This is a genomic window from Leifsonia aquatica H1aii, assembly GCF_000633535.1.
GTDB classification, from domain to species: domain Bacteria; phylum Actinomycetota; class Actinomycetes; order Actinomycetales; family Microbacteriaceae; genus Leifsonia; species Leifsonia aquatica_A.
The window spans coordinates 41341-63624 of sequence record NZ_AYMR01000020.1 but is presented as its reverse complement, the minus strand read 5'-3'; the positions used below and the strand labels follow the sequence as shown (position 1 = coordinate 63624).

At 69.9% G+C, this 22284-nt stretch carries 28 protein-coding genes and 1 pseudogene; 14 read left to right on the top strand and 15 right to left on the bottom strand.

Going from position 1 to position 22284, the window contains the following annotated elements; all coding sequences use genetic code 11:
* Positions 1-97: 97 nt before the first annotated feature.
* Positions 98-664 carry a GNAT family N-acetyltransferase gene (locus U870_RS0117770; protein WP_025158719.1) on the bottom strand — a complete coding sequence of 189 codons (567 nt, stop codon included), beginning with the start codon at positions 662-664 and terminating at the stop codon, positions 98-100.
* 181 nt (positions 665-845) lie between these two features.
* On the opposite strand from U870_RS0117770, the gene U870_RS0117765 reads away from it, so the two are divergent.
* The 3 genes from U870_RS0117765 to U870_RS0117755 all read left to right on the top strand — a co-directional run bounded on the left by U870_RS0117765 (position 846) and on the right by U870_RS0117755 (position 2988).
* Complete coding sequence (locus U870_RS0117765) at positions 846-1388, top strand: sugar O-acetyltransferase (RefSeq protein WP_025158718.1); 543 nt, start codon at positions 846-848, stop codon at positions 1386-1388.
* 203 nt (positions 1389-1591) lie between these two features.
* The gene (locus U870_RS0117760) at positions 1592-2353 is read left to right on the top strand and encodes a hypothetical protein (protein ID WP_162819182.1); all 762 of its coding nucleotides are present in this window, start codon (positions 1592-1594) and stop codon (positions 2351-2353) included.
* 290 nt (positions 2354-2643) lie between these two features.
* Positions 2644-2988, top strand: a complete 345-nt coding sequence (locus tag U870_RS0117755; RefSeq protein ID WP_025158716.1) for a YciI family protein — start codon at positions 2644-2646, stop codon at positions 2986-2988.
* Between the two features lie 67 nt (positions 2989-3055).
* On the opposite strand, the gene U870_RS0117750 is transcribed toward U870_RS0117755, so the two are convergent.
* The 5 genes from U870_RS0117750 to U870_RS0117725 all read right to left on the bottom strand — a co-directional run bounded on the left by U870_RS0117750 (position 3056) and on the right by U870_RS0117725 (position 5877).
* Positions 3056-3331: a hypothetical protein gene (locus tag U870_RS0117750; protein WP_025158715.1), complete on the bottom strand. Its 276-nt coding sequence runs from the start codon at positions 3329-3331 to the stop codon at positions 3056-3058.
* Between the two features lie 296 nt (positions 3332-3627).
* A complete protein-coding gene (locus U870_RS0117740) occupies positions 3628-3975 on the bottom strand; it encodes a hypothetical protein (protein ID WP_025158714.1) in 348 nt (115 codons plus the stop codon).
* Positions 3976-4143: 168 nt separating this feature from the next.
* On the bottom strand, positions 4144-4629 hold the full coding sequence (locus U870_RS0117735; protein ID WP_025158713.1) for a hypothetical protein: 486 nt from the start codon (positions 4627-4629) through the stop codon (positions 4144-4146).
* Between the two features lie 117 nt (positions 4630-4746).
* Entirely contained in the window at positions 4747-5052 is a 306-nt protein-coding gene (locus tag U870_RS22750) for a hypothetical protein (RefSeq protein ID WP_162819181.1), read from the bottom strand.
* A gap of 222 nt (positions 5053-5274) precedes the next feature.
* Positions 5275-5877, bottom strand: a complete 603-nt coding sequence (locus U870_RS0117725; RefSeq protein ID WP_205288793.1) for an LON peptidase substrate-binding domain-containing protein — start codon at positions 5875-5877, stop codon at positions 5275-5277.
* A 50-nt stretch (positions 5878-5927) separates the two neighbouring features.
* Here U870_RS0117725 and U870_RS0117720 point away from each other — a divergent pair, with 50 nt between their 5' ends.
* Positions 5928-6425 (top strand): DUF427 domain-containing protein, encoded by a 498-nt coding sequence (locus tag U870_RS0117720; RefSeq protein ID WP_025158710.1) that lies wholly within the window; start codon positions 5928-5930, stop codon positions 6423-6425.
* 137 nt (positions 6426-6562) lie between these two features.
* Here the strand turns inward: U870_RS0117720 and U870_RS22745 are convergent, their stop codons facing one another.
* The 6 genes and pseudogenes from U870_RS22745 to U870_RS0117695 all read right to left on the bottom strand — a co-directional run bounded on the left by U870_RS22745 (position 6563) and on the right by U870_RS0117695 (position 10700).
* On the bottom strand, positions 6563-7078 hold the full coding sequence (locus U870_RS22745) for an AAA family ATPase (protein ID WP_025158709.1): 516 nt from the start codon (positions 7076-7078) through the stop codon (positions 6563-6565).
* Between the two features lie 49 nt (positions 7079-7127).
* The gene (locus tag U870_RS0117710) at positions 7128-7967 is read right to left on the bottom strand and encodes a hypothetical protein (protein WP_025158708.1); all 840 of its coding nucleotides are present in this window, start codon (positions 7965-7967) and stop codon (positions 7128-7130) included.
* A 227-nt stretch (positions 7968-8194) separates the two neighbouring features.
* The gene (locus U870_RS24470; protein WP_162819179.1) at positions 8195-8431 is read right to left on the bottom strand and encodes a hypothetical protein; all 237 of its coding nucleotides are present in this window, start codon (positions 8429-8431) and stop codon (positions 8195-8197) included.
* 33 nt (positions 8432-8464) lie between these two features.
* Positions 8465-8662, bottom strand: a pseudogene (locus U870_RS24945) (DUF933 domain-containing protein); the annotation flags it as partial.
* 184 nt (positions 8663-8846) lie between these two features.
* Positions 8847-9920 (bottom strand): redox-regulated ATPase YchF, encoded by a 1074-nt coding sequence (gene ychF / locus U870_RS0117700; protein ID WP_021764238.1) that lies wholly within the window; start codon positions 9918-9920, stop codon positions 8847-8849.
* A 33-nt stretch (positions 9921-9953) separates the two neighbouring features.
* Positions 9954-10700 carry a class I SAM-dependent methyltransferase gene (locus U870_RS0117695; RefSeq protein WP_025158706.1) on the bottom strand — a complete coding sequence of 249 codons (747 nt, stop codon included), beginning with the start codon at positions 10698-10700 and terminating at the stop codon, positions 9954-9956.
* 140 nt (positions 10701-10840) lie between these two features.
* On the opposite strand from U870_RS0117695, the gene U870_RS0117690 reads away from it, so the two are divergent.
* The 3 genes from U870_RS0117690 to rmuC all read left to right on the top strand — a co-directional run bounded on the left by U870_RS0117690 (position 10841) and on the right by rmuC (position 13700).
* Positions 10841-11389 carry a hypothetical protein gene (locus tag U870_RS0117690; RefSeq protein WP_025158705.1) on the top strand — a complete coding sequence of 183 codons (549 nt, stop codon included), beginning with the start codon at positions 10841-10843 and terminating at the stop codon, positions 11387-11389.
* A 75-nt stretch (positions 11390-11464) separates the two neighbouring features.
* Complete coding sequence (locus U870_RS0117685; RefSeq protein ID WP_025158704.1) at positions 11465-12046, top strand: exonuclease domain-containing protein; 582 nt, start codon at positions 11465-11467, stop codon at positions 12044-12046.
* A gap of 220 nt (positions 12047-12266) precedes the next feature.
* Entirely contained in the window at positions 12267-13700 is a 1434-nt protein-coding gene (gene rmuC / locus U870_RS0117675) for a DNA recombination protein RmuC (RefSeq protein ID WP_025158703.1), read from the top strand.
* Between the two features lie 70 nt (positions 13701-13770).
* Here the strand turns inward: rmuC and glpX are convergent, their stop codons facing one another.
* Positions 13771-14772 carry a class II fructose-bisphosphatase gene (glpX, locus tag U870_RS0117670; RefSeq protein WP_025158702.1) on the bottom strand — a complete coding sequence of 334 codons (1002 nt, stop codon included), beginning with the start codon at positions 14770-14772 and terminating at the stop codon, positions 13771-13773.
* Between the two features lie 203 nt (positions 14773-14975).
* Here glpX and fbaA point away from each other — a divergent pair, with 203 nt between their 5' ends.
* Positions 14976-16001: a class II fructose-bisphosphate aldolase gene (gene fbaA, locus U870_RS0117665; protein WP_025158701.1), complete on the top strand. Its 1026-nt coding sequence runs from the start codon at positions 14976-14978 to the stop codon at positions 15999-16001.
* 64 nt (positions 16002-16065) lie between these two features.
* The gene (locus U870_RS0117660) at positions 16066-16701 is read left to right on the top strand and encodes a DUF6264 family protein (protein ID WP_025158700.1); all 636 of its coding nucleotides are present in this window, start codon (positions 16066-16068) and stop codon (positions 16699-16701) included.
* A 16-nt stretch (positions 16702-16717) separates the two neighbouring features.
* Here the strand turns inward: U870_RS0117660 and U870_RS0117655 are convergent, their stop codons facing one another.
* On the bottom strand, positions 16718-17587 hold the full coding sequence (locus U870_RS0117655; RefSeq protein WP_025158699.1) for an SDR family oxidoreductase: 870 nt from the start codon (positions 17585-17587) through the stop codon (positions 16718-16720).
* Between the two features lie 92 nt (positions 17588-17679).
* Here U870_RS0117655 and U870_RS0117650 point away from each other — a divergent pair, with 92 nt between their 5' ends.
* Positions 17680-18045, top strand: a complete 366-nt coding sequence (locus U870_RS0117650; RefSeq protein ID WP_025158698.1) for a winged helix-turn-helix transcriptional regulator — start codon at positions 17680-17682, stop codon at positions 18043-18045.
* A gap of 151 nt (positions 18046-18196) precedes the next feature.
* Here U870_RS0117650 and U870_RS0117645 read toward each other — a convergent pair whose 3' ends face one another.
* Entirely contained in the window at positions 18197-19237 is a 1041-nt protein-coding gene (locus tag U870_RS0117645) for a 4-hydroxy-3-methylbut-2-enyl diphosphate reductase (RefSeq protein ID WP_029947796.1), read from the bottom strand.
* 80 nt (positions 19238-19317) lie between these two features.
* Between U870_RS0117645 and xseA the strand changes: the two genes are divergently transcribed.
* From xseA to U870_RS0117625, 4 genes are read left to right on the top strand one after another with little or no spacing between them, the layout of a single operon-like run.
* Positions 19318-20643 carry an exodeoxyribonuclease VII large subunit gene (gene xseA, locus U870_RS0117640; RefSeq protein WP_025158696.1) on the top strand — a complete coding sequence of 442 codons (1326 nt, stop codon included), beginning with the start codon at positions 19318-19320 and terminating at the stop codon, positions 20641-20643.
* A gap of 10 nt (positions 20644-20653) precedes the next feature.
* Positions 20654-20926, top strand: a complete 273-nt coding sequence (locus U870_RS0117635) for an exodeoxyribonuclease VII small subunit (RefSeq protein WP_025158695.1) — start codon at positions 20654-20656, stop codon at positions 20924-20926.
* Entirely contained in the window at positions 20923-21579 is a 657-nt protein-coding gene (locus U870_RS0117630) for a DUF4245 domain-containing protein (protein ID WP_025158694.1), read from the top strand. Before U870_RS0117635 ends, U870_RS0117630 begins: the two co-directional genes overlap by 4 nt.
* On the top strand, positions 21580-22248 hold the full coding sequence (locus tag U870_RS0117625) for a carbonic anhydrase (RefSeq protein ID WP_025158693.1): 669 nt from the start codon (positions 21580-21582) through the stop codon (positions 22246-22248).
* Positions 22249-22284: the final 36 nt, after the last annotated feature.

Below are 22284 nucleotides of genomic sequence, written 5' to 3'. Positions count from 1 at the left end.
CCGGCACCGACTCCCGCCGCCCCGCTCGGGCCGGCGGTGGTCGTGTTTGACCCCACGCGCGCCCCCGCCCCAGCGGACGTCTCTGACCCAGCGGACGTCAGCGCAGACTCCGCCGCATCACCCAGCGGTCCGCTCCCCCGGAATGCGCGTTCGTCTCGGCGTAGCGCTCGAACCCGTGCTTCTCGAACAGCGCGACCGTTCCGACGTAGCCGCTGATCACGTCCACCTTCTTCCCGTCGGTGTCGACCGGGTAGCCTTCGACGATCGCCGCTCCGGACGCCCGCGCGTGCTCCACCGCCCCGTCGAGCAGCTGGTGCATCACTCCCCGTTTGCGGAAGCCGCCGCGCACCACGAAGCACACGATCGACCACGGGTCGAGCTCTTCGTCCAGGTGCGGGATGGTGCGGGAGTTCAGCAGCCGCCGGTAGCTCGACTTCGGCGCCACCGAGCACCAGCCCGCCACCTCCCCGTCGAGGTAGGCCAGCACCCCCGGCCCCGGCTCCGTCTCGCACTCGGCGTGCATGTAGTCGATCCGCGCGGGCATGTCGAGCCGCGAATCCCGGTACGACATGCACACACAACCCCCACCGCCGGGCTTGCGCGGCACCATGAACGTCGCGAAATCGTCCCAGCGACCGGTCGCGGGCAGCACTTCGATGGACATGCGGGAAGCGTAGCGGGAGGGGGCGACATCGGGGCTGCGACAGAGCGGTGATTGCTACGTCTCGGAACGTCTGCGCCACCTCGCCGCGGCGCAAACGTACCGGCCGAGCGCAGTCGCAGGAGCACTGGCGACGCACGGAGGCGTGAGTCGGCGACGGGGATATCGGTGGCAGCATGGGCACATGCCCGCCGACCTCCTCATGCGCATCCACAGCCCCGAGTTCCAGGCCATGTCGGAGCGCGTCCTCGCGGTGACCGCCCTGACCTCCCGCCTCAACGTCCTCCCCTTCGACGACGAGGCCGGCAAGGCGGAGCTGCTCGCGCAGATCCTCGGCCGTCCCGTTCCCGAGCGCACCACGATCTATCCGCCGTTCTTCACCGACCACGGGCTGAACCTGGAGCTCGCCGAGCGCGTCTTCATCAACCAGAACTGCACCTTCCTCGACTACGCCGGCATCCGCCTCGCCGAGCGCGTCATGGTCGCGCCGAAGGTCACGTTCATCACGGTCGGCCATCCGGTCGACACCGACGACCGCCGCATCTGGCTCACCGGCGGACCGATCGACGTCGAGGAGAACGTCTGGATCGGAGCCGGCGCGACCATCCTCCCCGGGGTGAGGATCGGCCGCGACTCGGTCGTCGCCGCCGGCACGGTCGTCGCCGAGGACGTGCCTGCGGCCAGCCTCGTCGCCGGTCCGAAGGGCACGATCAAGCGTCGCTGGTAGCGTCCGCCCGGGCAGCGGCGACGCGCGACCGCTGCGTCCCGGGACATCCGCCCCCGCGCGCCGCACCGCGAACGTCCCGACGGACCGCGGACACCGGACCGCAGACCGCGGACCGTCGACACCGGTGCGGCGGAGGCGGCCGCGGGCAGGTGGATGCGGCAGGATGTCCCCAGCCGACTCGCCGGGTGGAGGGGACCACGATCATGCGCAGCACACACTGGACGACCATCGTGGCCGCGGGGCTCGCCGTTGCCGCGCTGAGCGGCTGCACCGCCGCGAGCGGTGCGTCGAGCCCCACCCCGACCGCGGCCTCCACCGCCGGATGGCCGACCGCGCAGCTCTACCACGAGGGGCCCACGACCGCCACGCTGACCCTGCCGTCGGGCGCGCGATCACTGCATGTCGACTTCTCCTGCACGAGCGGCCTCTACGCCGTGTCTCCGGCGACCGGCATCGACTCGCGTTCCGGGATGTGCGGGGGCGCCCAGTCCTTCGACTTCGACGTGACCGCCGTCGCGCCCGGCACCCGGCTGCGGGTCGACATCACCGTGCCGACCGATACCCGCCTCACCGCGGACCTGCGGTACAGCCCCCGACCGTTCGCGCCCGATCGCACGACGAAGACGCAGTGCGCGGCGCTCTCCTCGATCACGGAGGCGTACACCAACGCCGACCAGGGGCATGCCGCCGGAGACGTGACGGACGCCGAGTGGGTCCAGCAGACGGCGAAGGCCAAGGCCCAGCTGGACGACCTCGCGGCGACGGCGCACTCCCACCCCGAGACGGCGGGCCTGCTCGGCCCGGCCCTCCCGCCGCTCGCCGACTGGCTCGGCGGCGCGGGAGACCACCCCGGCGGTTTCATCGGTGCGCCGCTCGGCGACTTCACCGCCGCTGACGCCCTCGTCGGCCAGATCTGCGCGGCGAACGGCACCCCGATCGTCGTCCACGCGAAGTACGGCGGGTAGTCGCCCGTCGGGCGACCGGCGAGCGCGGCGGTTCGCGACGCAGCGCCTGTTCGGGACGACCGCGGCGGTTCGGGACGAGCGCGGCGGTTCGGGAGGAGCGCGGCGGTTCGGGAGGAGCGCGGCGGTTCGGGACGAGCGCGGCGGTTCGGGACGAGCGCGGCGGTTCGGTACAAGCGCGGCGGTTCGGGACGAGCGCGCCCCGGCGCCCCGGCGCGAACGTCCCGAACACCGGCGGTCATCCCGGACGTCGGGCGGGGCGAGTACCGTCGAGTCGTCGAAAGGACCACACCATGCCGCAGTACGCCGTCCTGATCTACGCGAGCGACTCCGCTCACCGCCTCGACGCCACGCCCGAGGACCTCGAGGAGCCGAACGGGCACGGCGACGAGCTCGCCGCCTCCGGCGCCATGCGGGTCGCCTACGCGTTCACCCCGCGCGACCTGGCCCGTTCGGTGCGGGCGGACGGTGTGACGACCGGGCCGTTCATCGACGCTCCGGTCGCGGTCGCGGGCGTCTACGTGATCGAGGCGGACGACCTGGATGCGGCACTGGCGATCGCCGCGACGAACCCGGCCATCCGCGGGGACGGCGGCGTGGAGGTGCGGCTGGTGCACAGTGGCGGCGTGGTGAGTTGATCCGCCTTGCCCTCAGGACGCAGACCCTTCGCGCGTGGGCCAGCCGTCGTACTCGAGATCCCTAACCTCAATGCCCTTCGCGAAGGGTCAGGATCCGGTCGCCGTCAGCATCGGACACGAAGGCGAAGAACCAGGTGCGGTGATCGTGGGAGCCACGCTCGACTTTCCGGCGCTTCGCCCGCGTCGGCACACCCTGGAGTGCTGCTTCCGGAAGGTCGGAGCCGTATCGCTCCGAGGGGCTTCTGCGCGCCCCGTCGCACCATTCCACCCGCCAGCGCACCGGCTCGTGCAAAAGGTCGGACACCGCTTCGCGCGTCAGGGCGCCATCGGGCCAGACGTTCATCGTGGCGAACCCTCCTCGGTGGACGATTCGACCACAGCTGCGGTTTTGGCGTCGCTTCCCGTCACGCCGTGGAGCAGCGAATCGACGGTGACTGTGGCACTGCGGCGATCGATGGCGACCCGACCCAGAACATCAATGGTTTCGTGCGGTCGTGGCGCCCGACGGCGCGCTCCTACACATCGAGCAGACCGGCGGTCATCAACCGCTCGTTCACCGTCATCGAGCCGAAGTCGGGACCGGATCGGGACATGCCCGGCAGCCTATCCCGCCTGCGCTCGAACACGCGCAACGACGCATCACTCGGGCCGGAGGTATCTGCCCCAGATCACGGCCTTGCGATACGGCCCGTCGCCGTCGGCATCGAGCTGCGGGCTGTCGAATCGGACCGAGTACTCCAGCTCGCCGTCCTCAGCCAGGGCGTGATCGATGATCGAGGCAGGGAACGTGTTGTCGATGGTCCCCGAGAACTCGTTCTTCCAGGGGCCATCCCATCCCGGGTCCTTCACCACCCGCACCCGGGTCCCGACGGGCCACGCGCCGGCTGCAGGTCGAACATCGCCGAGCGAACTCTCGATGACCGCCTCGATCGCACGGCGATCTGCGGCGGCCTGCTCGGCAGCGGTGCTTGGCTGGTCGCTACTCATGGGATCACCGTAGTGCTTGTCCGGTGGGCCACTAAGCGATCGGAGGAGACCCCACCCAACAGGACGCCCGAACATAAGAGACGAAGGCCGTTCGAGTCTTTCCCGGTCCAGCGCTCCCTCCGACCGACTGCGTTCGTCCGGAAACGCTGCCCCAACGTAGTCGTGCGCTCAGTTCAAGGTCCGGATGTACTCGACGCGCGGCGCGGACGGATCACCGGACGCGACGCACAATGCGGAGAAAGCGAACGAGTCACCGGTGAAGTACTGGACATTGATGTAGACGGCGGCCGGATCACCGTTCGTATGGTCGGCCGTATAGCCGTCCGACGACGCCGGTCCGATGGAGTCGGCGACGATCGGTCCGGGCGCGACGGGCTGCTGGCCGCCCCAGACGTCCGCAGGCACCGCGGCATCGCAGGCTGCATAGATCGCCTTCGTGTCGAACCCGTCCGCACGAGCCGTGGGGAGGGCGCTCGAACCCGATGAGGCCGTCGAGGAGGCCTCCGGTGAGCCTGAAGCCGACGGGGCGGCCACCGGCGTCTCGGATCCACCCCCTGAGCCGACGCATCCCGTCAGCAACACGCCGACGAATACCGCGGCCGCGACGACGACCGCGATGCGCTGCGACCGGCCCTTCCCGATGAATGACACCACGCTGCCCCCGTTCCGATCGGAGCGAAAGAATCTCGCCCTCCCGGACCGACCCTAGCGGAGCCGGGCGCCGCCGGAAGGTCAGGTCGTCACATGAGGAGGGTAACGTGGGCCGCGGCCTCACCCCTCCCGCAGCACGAGGAGCCGAGCGGCTCCCTCCCCGGCCACGATGGCGGAGAAACGGGTGCGACGGTCGTGAATGCCGCGTTCGAGCTTGCGACGCTTCGCCCGCGACGGCACACCCTCCAGGACCCCGTCCGGGAGCATGACGCCGTACCCCTCCGACGGTTCGCGATGTGCGCCCTCGCACCATTCCACGCGCCAGTGGGTCGGCTCCTGCAGGAGCGCGGACACCTCCTCGCGGGTCAGGGCACCGGCGGGCCATCTGTTCACCGCGATGCCCTGCACGCCCCGTACGCCCAGCACGCCCCGTACGCCTCAGTGTTCTCGGACGCGGCCGTCATTCGAGTCGCTCTCTCGTCCAGATCACGGCCTGACCGTACACCGTCGGTGGCGGCGGGAACGGAGGAGTTCGCCGGTGACACGCCGTGCGGATACCGGCAAGGGAGGAGATCCGCCCGGGATACCGCCGAGAGTTCCTCCGTTGGCCGGAGCGGGAGCGGAAGCACCGAAGGTGGCGAATCGTGGTCAGACGCCTCCGCCTCCCTCGGCCGCCCAGAGTTCCTCCGCCTCGAGGGTCAGGTCGATCAGCTGGCGCAGGAGCCCTCCCATCGTGGTCGACCGCAACAGGGTGTACCTGTCGTACTCGCCCAGCGGGGTGACCGCCGCCAGCTGCCAGACCGCTGCGACGGGATCGTCCGACAGCTCGATGTCGGCATCCGACGGCGCCTCCGCGACGCGGGCGATCATGCGGCGGACGACCGCTTCGGCCTCGGCCCGCAGGGGGGCGAGCGCCTCGGACCACTCCAGCTCCGGGAGCGACGCGAGCTCGGCCCGGGGATACGGGTCGTCGTCGTCCCAGCGCTCGACCGTGAACCGCCGGGTCCCCACGCCGACGATGAGCAGATCGTCGGCGCCCGCGGCGGCGCTCACCAGGCGCGCCATCGTCCCGACCGAGGCGCGCTGGTCGCCGCCCCCGGCCTCGGGGCCGCGCTCGATGAGGACGACGCCGAACTCGAAGTCCGGTTCGTCCTCGTCGAGCAGTCGCCCGACCAGCGTGAGATACCGCGGCTCGAACACCCGCAGCGGGATGGCCACGGAGGGGAACAGCACGGATCCGAGCGGGAACATCGGGGAGACGGCCATACTCCAGTGAAGCACCGCGCGCGTAGAGTGAACAGGTGCCCCGACCGCGCCCCGAGATCCCCGGAACGGGACAGGAGTCCGTGTGGGACTACCCGAGACCGCCCCGCATCGAGCGCGTCACTGCGACTGTGACGATCCGGCTGGGCGGGCAGCTGATCGTCGACACCCGGGACGTCGTCCGGGTGCTCGAGACCAGCCATCCCCCGGTCTACTACCTCCCGATAGCGGACTTCGCTCCCGGCGCTCTCGCCGACGGCGTCGGTTCGTCGTTCTGCGAGTTCAAAGGCACCGCACGCTATCTCGATGTGCGCGGCGGAGGCGAGACGCGGTCCGCGTGCGCGTGGAACTACCCGCATCCGTCGCCCGGGTACGAGCTGCTCCGAGACCGCGTCGCCGTCTACGCGCAGCAGATGGACGAATGCACGGTCGACGGCGAGGTCGTCACCCCGCAACCCGGAGGCTTCTACGGCGGCTGGATCACGAGTGCCGTCGTCGGGCCGTTCAAGGGGGTGCCGGGGTCGCTGGGGTGGTGACCGGTGGGGATGCAGGCGTTGGCACCGGAGGACATCCGCCCCGACACGCCGCCCGAACGCAGGAAACGGAGGCGGTCCGAGCCGGAATCGGCCGGGATCTCCTCCTTTGGGCGCGCGCAGCGGTGGCTGACCGCCCGCTACACGTCGGATCTGAACTCGACGACGTACCGCTCGACCTCAGCCGCGACATCCTCGCTGGAACCTGACACGTCGATCGCTCGGTGCTGGTCTCTCCACGGCTCCATCGTCCGCCCGGCCACATCGGTCCATGTCGGCTCGGGGATGTGCAAGAAGCCCCGATGACGCCCGTCCAACCGCGACGCGTGACCAGCAGTATCGCTCATCGTCAGCACCACCCAGCACAGCGTTGCACCCGCGGACACCGCCGCTCGGCGCCAGGTCTCTCGTGCCGGCTCGCTGTCGTTGACGGCATCGAGGACGACGGTCCGCCCGGCCCTCAGATTCAATTCCGCGATGACCCCGACCGCCTCGTAGGCCGCGACACCCGTCTTCCACCCGTGCGGGAAACCGCTCGCAAGCAGCGCCTCCTCCACCGGGTCGATCGAGAGACGCACCGCACTGAGACGCGCGCCGACGATGTCGGCGACGGTGGTCTTGCCCACGCCGGGCAGCCCGGAGATCACGACGAGCATCGAATACCTGACCGGCTACACGTTGAACCGGAACTCCACCACATCACGGCTATCGATCGGAGCCCGGAGCTGCTCGCCGCATGAGCGGCCGAGAGAGCAGTTGGGGAAGTCGGGCAATGTCTTCCGAACGCGCCAGGCTGTCGTCGATGCTGACGAACGCAAGCAACTGAAGCGGCGCTCCCACCTCGGCCGCAGCTTGCATCTTGTGGTGCCCGTCGAGCAAGAAGTGGGTGAGGCCCCAGTGCGTGTAAAAGTCGATCGAATCGTCATCGGTCGCGGGCTGACAAATATCCAGCGTCGATAGAGCAACGGCTGTCGGCGCCGTCCCGCCTCGGATGAGGTCTCGATACTCGGCCACCCGCCCCTGATCGTTCCAGCCCGGTGGCACCATCGGGACCACGAACTCATAGAGATGCTCGTTGGGCTCGACCGGTGTCTCGAACGTCCGGTAATAGTAGCTGCGCGGATTCTCGGGAAGCCCCCAGAAGCTGTCGACTCCCCACGTAGCTATCTGCTCGTGAGTGAAATAGTCGCGATCGTCGTTCGGTACGACTTGGTCTGGTCGCACCTCAAGAAGGAGAGGCAGGTACTCTCCGCTAGGAAGCACGGAACCGAACGATTGAATGACGCGCTCGCTTACCGTAGCGAGTGGCCCCTCTAGTTCCCCCATCCGCTCGCGCGCACCAGACAGAGTGCTGTTCGCACCCTCCTTTCGTTCGAACAGGAAAGGGCAGGTGCCACACCAAGAGGACAGTTCGAATGCTGGCTTCCCCTCCAGGAACAAAGTTCTCGCCGAGAACGGAAGGCTCGAATCCGCTTTGCCGAACCGGAGCGGCCCTTCGCTCTCTGGAACGCCGATTCGGCGAAGAGGCATCTCGGTCAGCATCACGTCACGATCCTAGAACCCGACGCGCCTCTATCGACCGGGATCCAGTCGGCCTCTGGACGTAGACGTCCTTCCGAACCCGGAACTCCACCATGGTGCATCGGCTTCAAGCGTTGCGAATGGGCGGAGCAGCGCAGGCCTCGACCGACCAGCGAGCTCTCTCATCGCGCTTGACTGCACCAGTCCTCACGAGCGATTCGGCGACTTTCAAGGCGCATTCAGCCCCGAACTCATCCTTGAAAGACGTGACGAGCCGGCGAGCATTGTTCGATGACGTAGTTCCACGTGGCATGAACCAGGTCGGCCAGCCTCATCAGGCCTAGATACGTGACCTCATCGCGCCAAGTTCCTTGATCGAGTTGGTCATGTGACCAGTCCAGAGCCTGCGCGGTTGATTCTTCATTGGAGAGCAACGCCTCGAAGTGCGCTCTGACCTGAGGGAGCAAGGGATCTGAAGCGTCACTCATCGCGTGAATGATATGCGAGAAATCCCAGGTCAGCTACACGTTGAAGCGGAATTCCATCATCACGTTGTCCCTGCCCTCCATACGGGTGTTCCCGCGCGATCGCGCCTCAGCGACCGGCCCATCCTCGACCAGGTTGTCGAAGGAGATGACTTCGGCCTTGATGAAGCCCTTCGTGGCGCCCTTGGGGCTGGTCCAGACGCGCGACTCGTTGGGGCCGGCCCGGACGTGGCTCGCCTGCGTCGGCGATGTCGAGGTCGATGAGCTACGGCGTCTGCAGCGGCGGCGCCCGACGAGCGTTGGCACCGGAGGACATCCGCCCCGACACGCCGCCCGAAAACAGGAAACGGAGGCGATCCGAGCCGGAATCGGCCGGGATCTCCTCCGTTAGCTGCATGCCGCGGCGGCTGACCGCCGGCTACACGTTGAAACGGAACTCCACCACATCCCCGTCCTGCATCACGTAGTCCTTGCCCTCCATGCGCGCCTTCCCGCGCGAGCGCGCCTCGGCGACGGAGCCGGCCTCGACCAGGTCGTCGAACGAGATGACCTCGGCCTTGATGAAGCCCTTCTCGAAGTCGGTGTGGATGACGCCGGCGGCCTGGGGGGCCTTGGCGCCCTTGGGGATGGTCCAGGCGCGCGATTCCTTGGGGCCGGCGGTGAGGTAGGTCTGCAGGCCGAGGGTGTCGAAGCCGATGCGGGCGAGCTGGTCGAGGCCGCTCTCGGTCTGGCCGGTGGAGGCGAGGAGCTCGGCGGCGTCGGCGGCGTCCAGGTCGATGAGCTCGGACTCGAGCTTGGCGTCCAGGAACACGGCCTGCGCGGGGGCGACCAGGGCGGCGAGCGCGGCGCGGCGGGAGTCGTCGGTGAGCACGTCCTCGTCCACGTTGAAGACGTAGATGAAGGGCTTGGCGGTCAGCAGGCCGAGCTCCTTGATGGGCTCGAGGTCGATGCTGGAGGTCGAGAGCGGCTTGCCCTCGTTGAGGTACGCGGCGGCCTCGCGGGCTGTCTCGAGCACGATGGGCTCGAGTTTGCGGCCCTTGACCTCCTTCTCGTAGCGCGCCTCCGCCTTCTCGAGGGTCTGGAGGTCGGCGAGGATAAGCTCGGTGTTGATGGTCTCCATGTCGCCGGCGGCGTCGACCTTGCCGGCGACGTGCACGACGTCGGGGTCGCTGAAGCCGCGGACGACCTGCGCGATGGCGTCGGCCTCGCGGATGTTGGCGAGGAACTTGTTGCCGAGGCCCTCACCCTCGCTCGCGCCCTTGACAATGCCGGCGATGTCGAGGAACGACACGGGCGCCGGGAGGATGCGCTCGCTCCCGAAGACCTCCGCCAGCTTGTCGAGCCGCGGGTCGGGGAGGTTCACCACGCCGACGTTCGGCTCGATGGTCGCGAACGGGTAGTTCGCGGCGAGCGCGTCGTTCTTGGTCAGCGCGTTGAACAGGGTGGACTTGCCCACATTGGGGAGTCCGACGATACCGATAGTGAGAGCCACGGTCGTCCATTCTACGCAGGCGACCGCCCGCCCTCAGCCCGCGAGCTGCGCCCGGTAGGCGCGGGTCACGTACGGCAACTCGATCGTCGCAGCTCCGGCGAGCTGGGGATGCTCGGCGTGCAGCCGGCGCACGGAGGCGATCACCGCCGCCTGCGCGTCCGGATCCTTGGTGATGACATAGCTGCGGGAGCGCACCAGGTCGAGCAGCCCGTCGAGGTCGAGCCGCTGCGTCCACGGCACGTCGTGGCGCTCCAGCGGGCCGAAGGGCGGCCCGAGGACGGGCTCCTCCTCGTCACCCGAGTACGCTTCCCCCGCACCGATCAGCTCCCCCAGCCGCCGCACCCAGTCGACGCGCTCGTCGCGGTCGTTCCACAGCAGCGCAAGCCGGCCGCCGGGTCCGAGCGCACGGGCGACCTCGGGCACGGCGCGCGACGGATCGACCCAGTGCCAGGCCTGGGCGGAGACCACCAGCCGCTGGGAGGCGTCGGGCACCGGAAGCTCCTCCCCCGTCCCGAGTCGCGCGTCCACAGCCGGCAGCCGCTCCCCGAGCACGCGCAGCATCTCGGGCGACGGGTCGACCGCCGTCACGTGCAGACCGGCCTCGACGAGGGAGGCTGTGAGCTTGCCCGTCCCGGCGCCGAGGTCGAGCACGTCGCCGGTGATGCCCTCCGTGATCCAGGCGACGGCCCCGGCCGGGTACCCGGGACGGGAGACGTCGTACACCTCGGCGGCACGGTCGAAGGAGGCGGCGAGGAGGTCGCGGTCGTGACGCTGGCGCATGGTGCGATCGTACGCGCCACCTCCGGACCGGCCGGGCGCGCACGACACCGCCTGTTCCCTCCGAGTTTGCCTGTAGGTCCCTCCCGCTGTCTACGGTTGCGCGGCGGCTCACGCACCGCGCCGCAGAGCAGGGGGATGACATGACCGACGCCGACGCGCTGCGACTGGCAACAGCGGGAACCTCGTACGTGCGCATCCGGCGTGTGCCCGAGGAGGAGCAGTTCCGCATGACGATGCGGGTGAACCGGCTCGATCCGCAGTTCCCGATCGTGATCGCGACCTCCCTGCTCATGTCGCTCCTCGTGTTGGCACTCGAGCTGACCGGCGCCTCCGGTCCCTTCCCGCCGATGACCGGGTTCGTGTTCTTCGTGCTCCTGGCAGCGGGTACGACCGCCGTCTACGTGCTGACGCGCCGTCGCATCCGCGCGGCCATCCGTGCGTCCTCCATCCGGGACGAGCACGAATGGCTCACCCAGTACCACTGGATCTGGCAGACCGATGCGTCCTACTTCGCCTGTCGGTGGAGCTCGGCGCGCGCGTATCGGATCGTCGGAACGTACGTCTGCGTACGTTTCGACGGCGTCATGGCGCTGATCGATGTCTCGGCCTTCGACGCGCCGGAAGCGACCGTGCGCCAGTTCCTCGACGCCCTCCTGGCTGCACAGAAGGGCTCCTTGCTCACCGGCTGAGCAGTACCGACCGGATGCCGCGGCACGCCCACCCGGTGACCGGGCGGTGTCGGCGGGCCGTGCGAGCATGACGACGTGACACTGGACTTCACCGCCATCGACTTCGAGACCGCGAACTCGTCCGCGGCATCCGCCTGCTCCGTCGGGCTGGTGAAAGTGCGGGACGGCCGCGTGGTCGACCGCGTGGGCTGGCTCATCCAGCCGCCCTTCGGGCACGATCACTTCCAGGAGTGGAACGTGCGCATCCACGGCATCCAGCCCGAGGACGTCATCGGAGCCGCCGGCTGGGTGGACCAGCTGGCCGACCTCGTCGAGTTCGCGGAGGACGACCACCTCGTCGCCCACAACGCCGGCTTCGACATGGGCGTCATCCGGGCGGCCTGCGCCGCGACCGCCGTCGCGTGCCCGGAGTACCGCTACCTCTGCAGCCTGCAGGTGGCCCGCCGCACCTACTCCCTCGACTCCTACCGCCTCCCGGTCGCGGCGATGGCCGCCGGCTTCGAGGACTTCGCCCACCACGACGCGCTGGCCGACGCCGAAGCCTGCGCCGCCATCGTGATCCACGCGGCGAAGCGCCACGGCGCGGCCACCATCGACGATCTCTCCGCCCTCACCGGCGCCCGGGTCGGCCGTATCGGGATGGTCGCCGCGGCCTGACCCGGCCCCGCGCACGCGCCTCGCCGGCAACGGAGGAGATCCGGCCTCCGCACACCTACCCCGCCGGCAACGGAGGAGATCCGGCCTCCGCGCGCCCCGGACCTCCTCCCGAACCCGCGACGGTCCGGCGCGTCGCGCGCCCGCTCCTCCGTTCGCCGCACTCGCCGCATCCGCCGCGCGGGAGCGCCCCAGTGTCGGACGCCCCTGGCACACTGGCGGCATGGACATCCTCGCCCTGCTCCTCGGTCTCCTCCTGGGCCTCGTCGTCGGCGCCGTCGGTGCCGGCTTCGCCGTCGCGAAGCTGCTGCGCGACCGGGCGGCGAACAGCGCCCCGGCGGCCCCCGCGGTCGATCCGGCGGTGATCGAGGCGCGGCACACCACCGCGCTCGCCGAGCTGCGCGCGGCCGAGCAGGCCGTGCAGGCGGAGATCCGCGCCGACCTGGCGGGCGCCCAGTCGCGGGTCGACGCGCTGGAGGAGCAACTGCGCGCGGCGCAGGAGCTGCAGCGCGAGACGGTGGAGCGCCACCGTGCGGAGGCGCAGGCGCAGACCGAGCGCGAGCGCGCCGAGAGCAAGGTCCTGCAGGCGCTCGCCCCGGTGCGCGAGAGCCTCACGGACATGCAGCGCAAGGTCGTCGCGCTCGAGTCGCAGCGCAGCGAGCAACACGGCCAGCTGACCCAGCAGCTGCGCACGGCGGCCGAGTCCGAGGAGCGGCTGCGGAGCACCGCGGAGGCGCTCGCCTCGGCGCTGCGCTCGAACAGCACGCGCGGCGTGTGGGGCGAGACCCAGCTGCGCAGTGTCGTGGAGGCCGCGGGCCTGCTGGAGCGGGTCGACTTCGACGTGCAGTCCAGCATCCATTCCGAGTCCGGGGCCGGCCGCCCCGACATGATCGTCCGGCTCCCCGGCGGCAAGAACATCGCGCTCGACGCGAAGGTCCCCTTCAACGCGTACCTCGAGGCCAGCCAGATCCCGGCGACCGCCACCGGCGTCGAGGGCGCCCAGCGCGAGGCGCTCATGAAGCAGCACGTGAAGGCGGTTCGCGACCACATCACGGCCCTCGGCAGCAAGGCGTACTGGACCGGCCTCGAGTCCTCGCCCGAGCTGGTGATCGCCTTCATCCCGAGCGAGTCGCTGGTCTCGTCGGCGCTGGAGGCCGACCCGTCGATCATGGAGTTCGCCTTCGGCAAGCGGGTGGCCCTCGCCTCGCCGGTCACGCTCTGGTCCGTGCTCAAGACGGTCGCCTTCAGCTGGCAGCAGGATGTGCTGACGCAGGAGGCGAAGCAGCTGTTCGACCTCAGCCGCACGCTCTACAGCCGACTCTCCACCACCGCGACGCACATCGAGAAGCTGGGCCGGTCGATCGAGCGCACCGTGAAGGACTACAACGGCTTCGTCGGCTCGTTCGAGCGGCAGGTGTTCCCCGCCGCCCGCAAGCTCGGTGCGCTCGACGAGTCCAAGGTGATCGGGGTGATCGAGGGCATCGACGAGTCGCCGCGCGAGCTTGCCGCGTTCGAGCTGACCAGTGCGCTCGAACTCGACCCGGAACCCCGCGACATGCACGGCATCGACAAGCTCGCCGTCGAGGAGCAGCAGCGCGCGCACGCGCAGGAGCACGCGGCGCACGACGACCGCGACGAGGAGTCCGGCGCGGCCTGACGCCGCCGACGCATTCGTGCCGAATGTCGACTCTGGCGGCGCCGGAGTCGACATTCGGCACGAAAGGGCATCAGAGCTGGTCGCGCTCCAGCCACTTCTCGGCCAGGTGGTCCGCGATCACGCGGCGGATCGTGCCCGACTTCGAGCGCAGCACGATCGACTCCGTGCGGATGATCGGGCCCTTGCGGCGCACACCCTCGACGAGACCGCCGTCGGTCACACCGGTCGCGACGAAGAACGTGTTGTCGCCCTCCACCAGGTCGTCCGCCCCGTAGATGCGGTCCATGTCGAGACCCGCGGCGATGCCGGCGGCACGCTCCGCGTCGTCCTTCGGCGCGAGCTTGCCCTGCATGAAGCCGCCGATCGCCTTGATGGCGGCCGCGGTGGTGATGCCCTCCGGGCTGCCGCCGATGCCGACGCACAGGTCGATGCGCGACTCGTAGCGGGCCGCATTGATGCCACCGGCGACGTCGCCGTCCAGCATCAGCCGCGTCCCGGCTCCCGACGCCCGGATCTCCTCGATCAGCTCCTCGTGACGCGGGCGGTCGAGCACCGCAACGCGGATCTCGCCGACCGGCTTGCCCTTGGCCTTGGCCAGCTCACGGATGTTGTCACCGATGGACTGGGAGAGGTCCACGACGCCGCGCCCCTCCGGCCCGGTCACGATCTTCGACATGTAAAAGACGCTGGAGGCGTCGAGCATCGTGCCCCGGTCGGAGACGGCGATCACCGAGAGCGCGTTCTGACGGCCGGCGGCGGTCAGCGACGTGCCGTCGATCGGGTCCACCGCGATGTCGCAGGCCGGTCCGCGCCCGTTGCCGACGTGCTCGCCGTTGAACAGCATCGGGGCGTTGTCCTTCTCCCCCTCGCCGATGACGATCAGGCCGTCGAAGTTGACCGTCCCGAGGAACTTGCGCATCGCGTCCACGGCCGCGCCGTCCGCCGCGTTCTTGTCGCCACGACCGATCCACGGCGTCGCGCGGATGGCGGCCGCCTCGGTCGCCCTCACCAGCTCCATCGCCAGGTTCCGGTCGGGATGCAGAAACAGGGATGCGGTGTCGGTGCTGGTCATGATGGGTCCTCCCGGACGGAATCGAACGACGTTGTCTAGGCCGCCCGCGGCGGCGCTGCCAGTTTATCCGCGCCGGGTCCCGAGGCGGCAGGATGCGCACGAACGTTCACCCGCGATGCGCGAACGGACCAGGCGCCCGGGCGTCGCACAGCCGCGTCGGTATGATGAGGAGCGTTCGACACCCTCATTCCCAAGGAGCTGCAATGCCCATCGCCACGCCGGACCAGTACGCAGAGATGCTCGACAAAGCGAAGGCCGGCGGCTTCGCCTATCCCGCGTTCAACGTGTCGTCGTCGCAGACGATCAACGCGGTGCTGCAGGGCCTCACCGAGGCCGGCAGCGACGGCATCATCCAGGTCACCACGGGCGGTGCCGACTACTTCGCCGGCCAGACCGTGAAGAACCGTGCCGCCGGCGCGATCGCCTTCGCGAAGTTCGCCACCGAGGTCGCCAAGAACTACCCCGTCACCGTCGCGCTCCACACGGACCACTGCCCGAAGAACGCGCTCGACGACTTCGTGCTCCCGCTGATCGCCGCCTCCGAGGAGGAGGTCCGCGCGGGCCGCAACCCGATCTTCCAGTCCCACATGTGGGACGGCTCGGCGGTGCCGCTGTCCGAGAACCTCGAGATCGCGCAGGACATGATCAAGCGCACCAAGGCGATCAACGCCATCCTCGAGGTCGAGATCGGCGTCGTCGGCGGCGAGGAGGACGGCGTCAGCCACGAGATCAACGAGCACCTCTACACCACGCTCGACGACGCGATCCAGACGGTTGAGGCGCTCGGCCTCGGCGAGAACGGCCGCTACATGGCGGCCCTCACCTTCGGCAACGTGCACGGCGTGTACAAGCCGGGCAACGTGAAGCTGCGCCCGGAGCTGCTCAAGGAGATCCAGGACGGCCTCGCCGCCAAGTACGGCCACGGCCCGAAGCCGCTCGACCTCGTCTTCCACGGCGGCTCGGGCTCGACCGACGAGGAGATCGCCGAGGCGGTCCGCAACGGTGTCATCAAGATGAACATCGACACCGACACCCAGTACGCGTTCACCCGCTCGATCGCCGGCTACATGCTGTCGAACTACGACGGCGTGCTGAAGATCGACGGCGAGGTCGGCAACAAGAAGCTGTACGACCCGCGCGCGTGGGGCAAGGTCGCCGAGTCCGCGATGGCCGCTCGTGTGGTCGAGGCCACGCAGCAGCTGGGCTCCGCCGGACACTCCGGCAAGTAATCCGTCGCGGCGGCGGTCGGCTCCGGCCGGCCGCCGCTTCGCATATCCCGAGGAGGCGGCCGGCATGGCCGACGAACATCCGCAGCCGGACGAACGGCCGCGGCCGAAGTACGGCGAACTGGCCCCGCCCGGGTGGGAGTGGAAGCCTCCGGCCGACGTCGACCGGCTCGACACCGCGCGCCCGAACCCCGTCGACGACGAGACGGCGCCGGCCCCGGACGCCGCGCCCGGATCGTATCGGCCGGTGCCGCCTCCCGCGGCGCACCCGCCCGCCGGTGCCGCGGCCGACCGCGGCCCGGCGCCGCGATGGAACACGACCCTCACGATCCTGCTGGTCGCCTTCGGCCTGTTCGGGGTGTCGTACTCGGTGGGGACCCTCCAGGCCCTCCCGACCTATATGCAGCTGCTGCACACGACCCAGGGGCTCGGCGACTACACACCGGCGCCGGCCATCCAGACCATCATCACCGCGGGCACGGTGACGATGACGGGGATCTGGGCGATCTCGACCGGGCTCGCCGTCTGGCGGCTGCTGCGGCGGAGGATGTCGTTCTGGATCCCGCTGACCGCCGGAGTGGTCGCGTTCGTGGTGCTGATCGTCTTCGTCGCCGTCGCCCTGTCGACGGACCCGGCGCTGATCGACTTCTACAGCGGGCTCAGCACGGTGTCGCCGGTACCGACGGCACCGGCGACACCCTGAGCCTGAGGGGCGACCGTCAGGCCGCCGCCCCCTCCCGCGACTCGGCGAGGCCCTGCGCCAGCGGCGTCGTCGGCCGGCCGATGAGCTCGGAGAGCGTGCTCGTCGCGTCGGCGAGCTCGCCGTCGCGGATGTTGCCGTCGAGCGCCACGACGAACCCGGCCGTGCCCTCGTCGAGGCCGGCGCCGGTGAGGATGCCCGTGTGCTCTTCGGGCGTGACCGACCGGTAGACGACCTCGCGGCCGGCCAGGGCGCCGACGGCGGAGGCGAGCTCGTCGAAGGTCCAGGCGACGTCGCCGCTCAGCTCGTAGACCGCGCCCTCGTGGCCGTCGGTCGTGAGCACGACGGCCGCGGCCTCCGCGTAGTCCTTGCGCGAAGCGCTGGCCACGCGTCCGTCTCCCGCGCTGCCGACGATCTCGCCGGTCGCGGCGGCCTGGTCGATCAGGCCGGTGTAGTTCTCGGTGTACCAGTTGTTGCGCAGGATGGTCACCGGCAGCGACGAGGCCGCCAGCAGCTCCTCGGTCGCCTTGTGCTCGGGCGCGAGCACGAGGCCGCCGTCGGTCGCGTGCGGCGCGCTGGTGTAGACCAGGCGACCCACCCCTGCGGCCTCGGCCGCCTCGATGGCGTTGCGGTGCTGCGGGACGCGCTTGCCGACCTCCGATCCGGAGACGAGAAGCACGGCGTCCGCGCCCGCGAAGGCGGTGGTGAGCGTCTCGGGCTGCTCGAAGTCGATGACGGCGGTCTCGACGCCCTGCGCGGCGAGCGGCGCGAGCCGTTCGGCGGAGCGACCGAGTGCGCGGATGTCGGAGGCGGCGACGCCGCGGGCGAGGAGGGAATCGACGGTGAGTCGGCCGAGGTGGCCGGTGGCGCCGGTGACGACGATGGTCATGGAGGTTCCTTTCGATCGGACACCCAGGCCAACCGGCGGGATCCTCCATTACTTCCCAATCGAAGGTACCCACTTTTTGGTAAGTTACTGACGTGGACACCAGTTTTGAGACGCTGAACGGCTTCGGCTTCACCGACGGCGTGCTCCCCTCGGCCTGTCCGACCCGGATCGTGCTCAATCACGTCACCAGCACCTGGGGCGTGCTCGTGCTGGTCGCCCTCTCGCAGAGCGACCTGCGCTGGGGCGAGCTGCGGCGCACCGTGCAGGGCATCAGCGAGAAGATGCTCGCCCAGACGCTGCGCACCCTGGAGGCCGACGGGTTCGTGCTCCGCACCGCGCAGCCGACGATCCCGCCTCGGGTGGACTACAGCCTCACCCCGCGCGGGCACGAGCTGACCGAGCACCTCCTGCCGCTCATGTCCTGGATTGCCGCCAACGCCGACGACATCCTCGCCTAGCCCCGGCGAGAGGTCACGACTCGCCCTTCTGGCACCGGAATCGTGCCTCGAAAGGGCGTGTCACGACCGATGAGGATGGTTCATCCACAGTCGACAGGAGAAACCGGAGGAAGGGCTGGTAGACGGGACGAGGGGCGGAGCCGGAGGCGCCTCAGCGTCCGCGGCCGCCGATCGCGCGGGCGTCCTGCTTGCCCGTGATGTCCTTGCGCAGCTCCTTCGGCAGCGAGAACATCAGGTCCTCCTCCGCCGTCTTGACCTCTTCGACGTCGCGGTAGCCGGCACCCGCGAGGTCGTCCAGGACCTCCTGCACCAGCACCTCCGGCACCGAAGCACCGCTGGTGACGCCGACGCTCGAGACGCCCTCGAGCCACTCCTGCTTGATCTCGGTGGCGTAGTCGACGCGGTAGGCGGCCTTCGCGCCGTACTCGAGGGCGACCTCCACCAGCCGCACGGAGTTCGAGGAGTTGGCGGAGCCGACCACGATGACCAGCTCGGCCTGCTCGGCGACCTTCTTGATCGCGACCTGGCGGTTCTGGGTGGCGTAGCAGATGTCGTCGCTCGGCGGATCCTGGAGGTTCGGGAAGCGCTCCCGCAGGCGACGCACGGTCTCCATCGTCTCGTCGACCGAGAGGGTCGTCTGGGAGAGCCAGACCACCTTGTCCGGGTCCTTCACGACGATGCTGTCGACGTCGTCCGGCCCGTTGACGAGGGTGACGTGATCGGGCGCCTCGCCCGCCGTCCCCTCGACCTCCTCGTGGCCTTCGTGGCCGATCAGCAGGATCTCGAAGTCGTCGCGCGCGAAACGCACGGCCTCGCGGTGCACCTTGGTGACCAGCGGGCAGGTGGCGTCGATCGCGTGCAGCCCGCGATCGGACGCGGCGTTCACGACCGCCGGCGAGACGCCGTGGGCCGAGAAGACCACGTGCGCACCCGTCGGGACCTCGTCGACCTCGTCGACGAAGATCGCCCCCTGCTTCTCCAGCTCCGAGACGACGTGCACGTTGTGGACGATCTGCTTGCGCACATAGACCGGCGAACCGTAGTGCTCGATCGCCTTCTCGACGGCGACGACCGCCCGGTCGACACCCGCGCAGTATCCGCGCGGGGCGGCCAGCAGCACACGTTTGTGTCCGACGACCGGGATATCCTGAAGCCGGCCGCGCGCACCGGGGGTCCGCGGGATCCGGGGCATCGGCAGGCTGATAGTCGCGTCGCTCACCCCTTGATCGTACGGGAGAAGCGCTGAGGAACGGATGGGAGGCCGCACAAGCGGTGACGGAGACCACACGGGCGCCCGCATTCACGCCGGGACCGCCGACACGGGACGAGCCGTGGCCCGTCTCGGTGCTGGCGGGCAAGATCAAGGGCTGGATCGACCGGCTGGGCACCGCGTGGGTCGAAGGCGAGATCACCCAGTGGGGCGTCTCCGGCGGCAACGTCTACGGCAAGCTCAAGGACCTCGAGGGCGACGCCACGATCAGCTTCACGATCTGGTCGTCGGTCAAGGCGCGCATCCCCGCCGATCTCAAGCAGGGCGACCGGGTGATCGCGGCGGTGAAGCCGAACTACTGGGTCAAGGGCGGCACCCTGACCATGCAGGTCTCCGACATGCGCCACGTCGGCCTCGGCGACCTGCTGGAGCGGCTGGAGCGACTGCGGCAGCAGCTGACGGCGGAGGGGCTGTTCGCGCCCGAGCGCAAGAAGCGCCTCCCCTTCCTCCCGCACACCATCGGCCTGATCACGGGCCGGGACTCGGACGCCGAGAAGGATGTGCTCCGCAACGCCCAGCTGCGCTGGCCGCAGGTGCGCTTCCGCACCGTGTACGCGGCGGTGCAGGGCGAGCGGACCGTCCCCGAGGTGGTCGCGGCGATCCGCACCCTCGACGCCGACCCGGAGGTCGAGGTCATCATCGTCGCCCGCGGCGGCGGCGACTTCCAGAACCTGCTCGGCTTCAGCGACGAGGCGCTGGTGCGCGCGGCGGCGGCCGCGACCACCCCGCTCGTCAGCGCGATCGGTCACGAGGCCGACCGCCCTCTGCTCGACGAAGTCGCGGACCTGCGCGCCTCCACCCCGACGGACGCCGCCAAGCGCGTCGTGCCCGACGTCGCGGAGGAGCTCGCCCGGGTGCATCAGGCCCGTGCCCGGATCGGCGCCCGTCTCACCCAGATGATCGGCCACGAGATCGACCGGATCGGCCACCTGCGCACACGCCCGGTATTGGCCTCCTCCACCTGGATCGTGGACTCCCGCGCCCAGGAGCTGACCCGCTACGTCGCGCGCGGCGTCGAGCTGGTGGAGCGGGGCGTCGACCGCGAGCAGCGCCGCATCGCCGAGCTGCGCGGCCACCTGCGTGCGCTCTCGCCGCAGGCGACGCTCGACCGCGGCTACGCGATCGTGCAGACCGACGTCGGCCACGTCGTCTCGACGCCGGCCGAGGCGGCACCCGGCAGCGCTCTGCGGGTCACCGTCTCGGGCGGAGCCTTCGCCGCGACGGCGGGCGAGGAGCTCCCCTCCCCCGCCCGCCCCGGCACCGACCCCGAAGCGCCCGACACCACCGACGGCGGCACGGACTCAGCGGGCACTCGGGCGGGCAAATAGAATGGGTGCCATGCCGACTTCCCAGACGACCCCGGCCGCGGGGTCGACCCCCGGCGCGGACCCCCTCAGCGACCTCGGTTACGAAGAGGCGCGCGACGAGCTGGTGCGCGTCGTGACCGAGCTCGAGCAGGGATCGGCGACCCTCGAGGAGTCGATCGCGCTCTGGGAGCGCGGCGAGGCCCTGGCCCGGCACTGCGAGGAATGGCTGATCGGCGCGAAGGCCCGCCTCGATGCGGCGCGCGCCGGCGCTGCCACCGGTTCAGGAGCCGCTGACAGCGAATGAGCCCCCGCGAGAAGCCCCCGGCGGTCGTCGCCGAGCTCGGCCGTCCCGAGACGCCCGAGGAGACCGCCGCGCGCAAGGCGCAGAACTCGGCGAACCACCGCAACCGGCAGACGATCAACAACCTCGTCTACTCGTTGATCGCGACCGTCGCGCTCGTGATCGTGATCGTCCTGATCGTTCCGCGCGGCAACCCCACGGCCACCCAGCCCCCGGTCGACTACGCGTCGGTGGCGCAGGAGGCGCAGGGCAGTCAGGCCGACCCGCTGCTGGTGCCGAAACTCCCGTCGAGCTGGAAGTCCAACAGCGCTGAGCTGCGGACGAAGACGGCCGACGGCGTCGACTCCTGGTACATCGGCCTGATCACGCCGAAGGGCGAGTACATCGGCATCACCCAGGGCTTCGACGCGAACGACAGCTGGGTCGCCGACCAGGTCTCCAAGTCCCGCATCGGCGGAACACGCGACATCGACGGCGTGCGCTGGGACGTCTACGACAACCGCAAGGCGGCCGCGGATGCCGGCAACGTCGAGTACGCGCTCACCACGAACGCGGGCCACAGTTCCATCGTCGTGGTCGGCACCGCCGACGACGCCGAGTTCCGCACGGTCGCGTCGTCGCTGGCGTCGCAGATCACCGCACTGAAAGGCGAATGAATGCCCACGACCCGTCCAGGACGCATCTGGAACGCCATGCTCGCGGGCAATGAGCGTTTCATCTCCGGTTCGCCGCAGCACCCGCGTCAGGACGTCGAGCGCCGCCACTCGGTCGCGAACGGTCAGGCGCCGGTCGCCGCGATCTTCGGCTGCGCCGACTCGCGTCTCGCCGCCGAGATCATCTTCGACATGGGCCTGGGCGACGCGTTCGTCGTCCGCAATGCCGGTCAGGTGGCGTCCGAGTCGGTCATCGGCTCGCTGGAGTACGCCGTCGCCGTGCTCCAGGTGCCGCTCATCCTGGTGCTCGGCCACGACTCCTGCGGCGCGGTGGCTTCGGCCATCGCCTCCCAGGCCGCGGACGCAGAGCCGCTGCCGCCGCACATAGCCAACCTGATCGCCCCGATCGTCCCCGCCGTGCACCGGGTCACCCGCACGGCTCCCGACGAGGCCATCGATCCGGGCACCGTCGACCCCTCCGAGGTGGGTCGCGAGCACCTGCGCGACACGGTCGCCGAGCTGCTCGCCCGCTCGGAGATCATCAGCTCCGCCGTGGCCGCGAACACGCTCGCCATCGTCGGCGCCAACTATCGTCTTGAGCAAGGTCGGGTCGTTCCCGACGTCGTCGTCGGCATGACCGATCCGGTCGCCGAACACCAGCCCGAGCGCTGACCGCAGCGTCGTCGGCATCAGAAAGGAAGAACACAC

Bases quoted from the DNA above. Each gene is read 5' to 3' on its own strand.
- U870_RS0117770 (WP_025158719.1), bottom strand. From the start codon at position 664: ATGTCCATCGAAGTGCTGCCCGCGACCGGTCGCTGGGACGATTTCGCG.
- U870_RS0117765 (WP_025158718.1), top strand. From the start codon at position 846: ATGCCCGCCGACCTCCTCATGCGCATCCACAGCCCCGAGTTCCAGGCC.
- U870_RS0117760 (WP_162819182.1), top strand. From the start codon at position 1,592: ATGCGCAGCACACACTGGACGACCATCGTGGCCGCGGGGCTCGCCGTT.
- U870_RS0117755 (WP_025158716.1), top strand. From the start codon at position 2,644: ATGCCGCAGTACGCCGTCCTGATCTACGCGAGCGACTCCGCTCACCGC.
- U870_RS0117750 (WP_025158715.1), bottom strand. From the start codon at position 3,331: ATGAACGTCTGGCCCGATGGCGCCCTGACGCGCGAAGCGGTGTCCGAC.
- U870_RS0117740 (WP_025158714.1), bottom strand. From the start codon at position 3,975: ATGAGTAGCGACCAGCCAAGCACCGCTGCCGAGCAGGCCGCCGCAGAT.
- U870_RS0117725 (WP_205288793.1), bottom strand. From the start codon at position 5,877: ATGTTCCCGCTCGGATCCGTGCTGTTCCCCTCCGTGGCCATCCCGCTG.
- U870_RS22745 (WP_025158709.1), bottom strand. From the start codon at position 7,078: ATGCTCGTCGTGATCTCCGGGCTGCCCGGCGTGGGCAAGACCACCGTC.
- U870_RS24470 (WP_162819179.1), bottom strand. From the start codon at position 8,431: ATGAGTGACGCTTCAGATCCCTTGCTCCCTCAGGTCAGAGCGCACTTC.
- U870_RS0117695 (WP_025158706.1), bottom strand. From the start codon at position 10,700: ATGCGCCAGCGTCACGACCGCGACCTCCTCGCCGCCTCCTTCGACCGT.
- U870_RS0117690 (WP_025158705.1), top strand. From the start codon at position 10,841: ATGACCGACGCCGACGCGCTGCGACTGGCAACAGCGGGAACCTCGTAC.
- rmuC (WP_025158703.1), top strand. From the start codon at position 12,267: ATGGACATCCTCGCCCTGCTCCTCGGTCTCCTCCTGGGCCTCGTCGTC.
- glpX (WP_025158702.1), bottom strand. From the start codon at position 14,772: ATGACCAGCACCGACACCGCATCCCTGTTTCTGCATCCCGACCGGAAC.
- fbaA (WP_025158701.1), top strand. From the start codon at position 14,976: ATGCCCATCGCCACGCCGGACCAGTACGCAGAGATGCTCGACAAAGCG.
- U870_RS0117660 (WP_025158700.1), top strand. From the start codon at position 16,066: ATGGCCGACGAACATCCGCAGCCGGACGAACGGCCGCGGCCGAAGTAC.
- U870_RS0117655 (WP_025158699.1), bottom strand. From the start codon at position 17,587: ATGACCATCGTCGTCACCGGCGCCACCGGCCACCTCGGCCGACTCACC.
- U870_RS0117645 (WP_029947796.1), bottom strand. From the start codon at position 19,237: ATGCCCCGGATCCCGCGGACCCCCGGTGCGCGCGGCCGGCTTCAGGAT.
- U870_RS0117635 (WP_025158695.1), top strand. From the start codon at position 20,654: ATGCCGACTTCCCAGACGACCCCGGCCGCGGGGTCGACCCCCGGCGCG.
- U870_RS0117630 (WP_025158694.1), top strand. From the start codon at position 20,923: ATGAGCCCCCGCGAGAAGCCCCCGGCGGTCGTCGCCGAGCTCGGCCGT.
- U870_RS0117625 (WP_025158693.1), top strand. From the start codon at position 21,580: ATGCCCACGACCCGTCCAGGACGCATCTGGAACGCCATGCTCGCGGGC.